The organism is Longimicrobium sp., from assembly GCF_036280135.1.
Taxonomy (GTDB): Bacteria; Gemmatimonadota; Gemmatimonadetes; order Longimicrobiales; family Longimicrobiaceae; genus Longimicrobium.
The window spans coordinates 1-3,404 of record NZ_DASURI010000534.1 but is presented as its reverse complement, the minus strand read 5'-3'; the positions used below and the strand labels follow the sequence as shown (position 1 = coordinate 3,404).

Below are 3,404 nucleotides of genomic sequence, written 5' to 3'. Positions count from 1 at the left end.
CCGGATGGCACGCCCCCGCTTCGTAACGGTCGAATCCGTCCCGTCAGCCCGGGGGGACGGCGGTGATGTCCTCGCGGGTGCGGGGGACCACCTCGTAGTGGTCGTCGTACTGGCCCGCGAAACCCGTGACCTCCACCGTCTCGCCGGGACGAAAGACGTCGGCGCGCACGTCCGTCTCGGAGTCCAGGAACACCATCACGGCGCCGGAGCCGTCGTCCACCATCACCTTCCAGCCCCAGGGCGCGTCCTCTTCCGGCTCCGTGACCACGGTGCCGCGGATGCGGATGAGCCACCCCTCCTCGCCCTCGTCCACGGCGCCCGTGCGCAGGACGCGGGGCTCCGGCGCCGCTTCCACGTGCAGGCTCTCGGGCGCGCCGCGAAAGTCGAACAGCTGCAGCACGGACGGAACGATGGCCAGCTGGTTGTTGGGGTTGTCCAGGGTGCCGCGGATGCGCACGCGCTGCCCCAGGCGCAGCAGCACCGGGTCCGACAGGGGCATGACCCAGATGCCGCCCGTGCGGTCCTGGATGGCGAACCCGCCGTCTAACACGCCGGGCGGCACGCTCACGACGCCGTCCACGAGCACGTCGGCCCCGGCCCCGGCGGCGCGCGCGCGGGAGAGCGGGGTGATGTCTGCATCGGCGAGCTGCGCGTGGGCCGGCGCCGCCGCGGCGGCAAGGGCGAGCGCCAGGGAGAGCGCGAGGACGGAGCGGTCCATCGGGGGTAGCCGTGCGAGGACGAGTGGAGCGGCGCATTAAGGAACACACGCTTCCGATTCAACGTCATCCAATCGCCGCCCGCGCGCAAGATGTCCGTATCCCCAGCGCGCCGAATCCGCCGTCCCGGTCCGCGGCCACGTTCGATGACGCTCGCGGCACCCGCAACTACGCGGGGCACCGTGTCTTGCGCGGGCGATCCGCCAGAAGGCTTCGGCACGTCATGGAGGTGCGCCGCCGGCATCGGCGCGCGGGGATGGCTCTACGGCAGATGGCACACGGCGCTTCGCGAACGGAGTCAACGGTTTGTTGTTCTTGCCGTTGCCTGCCGTTGACCGTTGGCCGAAGGCCCCGTGTGAGAATGCTTGTTCAGCGGACAGCATCCGGAACCGCTCTCTCCGGGAACGGTTGATCCGCATCCGTCCGTCCGCTATCCTGCGACCTTCACCGCGCACATCGAATTCCGCATCCGCCCCCGCAGCCGCCGCATCGCCGTGAGCCGATCCGCCCGCATGCTCGCCCTGGCCGCCGCCCTGCCGGCCGCGTCGCTCCCGGCCGCGGCGCAGCAGCTTTCGCCGCAGGAGCAGCGCATCGTCCAGTACGTGGACGCGCACGCCGACGAGGCGATCGCGTTCCTGGAGCGCGTCGTCAACGTCAACAGCGGCACGCTCAATCCGCAGGGCGTGCGCGAGGTGGGGCGGATGTTCGGCGCGCCGCTGGACTCGCTGGGGTTCGATGTACGGTGGATCGAGCTGCCGGACTCCCTGCGCCGCGCGGGCCACCTGTTCGCGTCACGGCGCGGGTCGCAGGGGCGGCGCGTGCTGCTGATCGGCCACCTGGACACGGTGTTCGAGCGCGACGACCCGTTTCAGCGCTTTGTCCGCGAGGGCGACATGGCGCGCGGGCCGGGCGTGAACGACATGAAGGGCGGCGACGTCGTCATCCTCTACGCCCTCAAGGCCCTGCACGACGCCGGCGCCCTGGACGGGACGACCCTCACCGTCGCGTTCACGGGGGACGAGGAGTCGCCGGGCCGCCCGCTGGAGATCGCCCGGCGCGACCTGATCGAGGCCGGCCGCAACAGCGACGTGGCGCTGGAGTTCGAGACGGGCGCGCGCGATTCCGACACGGAGTACGCCACGGTCGCCCGGCGCAGCAGCAGCGGGTGGACGCTCACGGTGCGCGGGCGCACGGCGCACTCGTCCGGCGTGTTCAGCGAGGGCACGGGGAGCGGGGCCATCTACGAGTCGGCGCGCATCCTGAACGCGTTTCACGAGGAGCTGCGGGGCGAGCCGTACCTCACGTTCAACCCCGGCGTGATCGTGGGCGGCACGGACGTGCGCTACGACCCGGGCGAAAGCCGCGGCACGGCCTTCGGCAAGACGAACGTCGTCGCGCAGTCCGCCATCGTCACGGGCGACATCCGCACGCTCACGGACGAGCAGCTGCGGCGCACGCGGGAGCGGATGCGGATCATCGTGGAGCGCCACCTGCCGCGCACGGAGGCGGAGATCGCGTTCACGGACGGCTATCCGTCCATGCCGCCCACGCCCGGCAACCAGGCCGTCCTGGACCTGCTGAACGCGGTGAACGCCGACCTGCGCGTGCCGCGGATGGAGGCGCTGGACCCCGGCCGCCGCGGCGCCGCCGACGTGAGCTTCGTGGCGCCGTACGTGGACGCGCTGGCGGGGCTGGGCGCCAACGGCGGCGGCGCGCACAGCGCGAACGAGACCATCGACCTGGCGTCGTTCCCCCTGCAGGTAAAGCGCGCGGCCCTGCTCATCTACCGCCTGACGCGGTAGGGGGCGGCTCCAGATCACATTCGGACGGGAGAGGACGACGATGGCGGAGCAGCGGCCGGGTGCGCTGGGGCGGCAGTCGGAGATCTACCTGGCGGGCGTGGCGGGGCGCCGGCCGCTCGTTCCCGTGGACCCCGCGCGGCTGGAGCAGGCCGCGTCCGACGCCATGACGGACGAGGCGTTCGCGTACGTGGCGGGCGGCGCGGGGACGGAAAGCACCGTCCGCGAGAACCGCGAGACGTTCGAGCGCTGGCGCATCGTCCCGCGCATGCTGCGCGACGTCTCCACGCGCGACACGTCCGTCGAGTTCTTTGGCGCGCGGCTGAGCTCGCCCGTGCTGCTGTCGCCCGTGGGCGTGCTGGAGATGGCGCACCCGGACGCGGACGTGGCCGTCGCGCAGGCCGCGGCGGCGTGCGGCGTGCCGTACATCTTTTCGTCGCAGGCGTCGCGCAGCATGGAGGAGTGCGCGGCCGTGATGGGCGACGCGCCGCGCTGGTTCCAGCTGTACTGGAGCAAGAGCGACGCACTGGTGGAAAGCTTCGTCCGGCGCGCGGAGGCCGCGGGCGCCGGCGCCATCGTCGTCACACTGGACACGACGATGCTGGGCTGGCGCGCCCGCGACCTGGACCTGGGCTACCTGCCGTTCCTGCGCGGAAAGGGGATCGCGCAGTACGTGACGGACCCGGTGTTCCTGGACTCGCTGCAGGGCCCGCCGCCGGAGACGCCGGATGCGAAGCGGACCGTGAACCTGTCGTCGCTGCGGACGTTCGCGGAGCTCACGCGCGCGCACCCGGGCGGCTTCTGGAAGAACGTGCGCCGCGCGGAGCCGCTGCGGGCCGTGCAGCAGTTCATCGGCACGTACTCGCGCCCCTCGCTCACCTGGGACGAC

3 protein-coding genes are annotated in these 3,404 nt (G+C 72.2%); 2 read left to right on the top strand and 1 reads right to left on the bottom strand.

Translation table 11 applies throughout. The features are described 5' to 3' along the window. Positions 1-43: 43 nt before the first annotated feature. Positions 44-718, bottom strand: coding sequence for a hypothetical protein (locus tag VFZ20_RS17165; protein WP_329685142.1), 675 nt, complete (start codon positions 716-718; stop codon positions 44-46). A gap of 492 nt (positions 719-1,210) precedes the next feature. On the opposite strand from VFZ20_RS17165, the gene VFZ20_RS17160 reads away from it, so the two are divergent. Both VFZ20_RS17160 and VFZ20_RS17155 read left to right on the top strand, forming a co-directional pair. After that, entirely contained in the window at positions 1,211-2,518 is a 1,308-nt protein-coding gene (locus tag VFZ20_RS17160; RefSeq protein WP_329685141.1) for a M20/M25/M40 family metallo-hydrolase, read from the top strand. Positions 2,519-2,558: 40 nt separating this feature from the next. Next, positions 2,559-3,404, top strand: an 846-nt coding sequence (locus VFZ20_RS17155; protein WP_329685140.1) for an alpha-hydroxy-acid oxidizing protein, incomplete at its 3' end; no start/stop codon positions are given.

Bases quoted from the DNA above. Each gene is read 5' to 3' on its own strand.
- VFZ20_RS17165 (WP_329685142.1), bottom strand. From the start codon at position 718: ATGGACCGCTCCGTCCTCGCGCTCTCCCTGGCGCTCGCCCTTGCCGCC.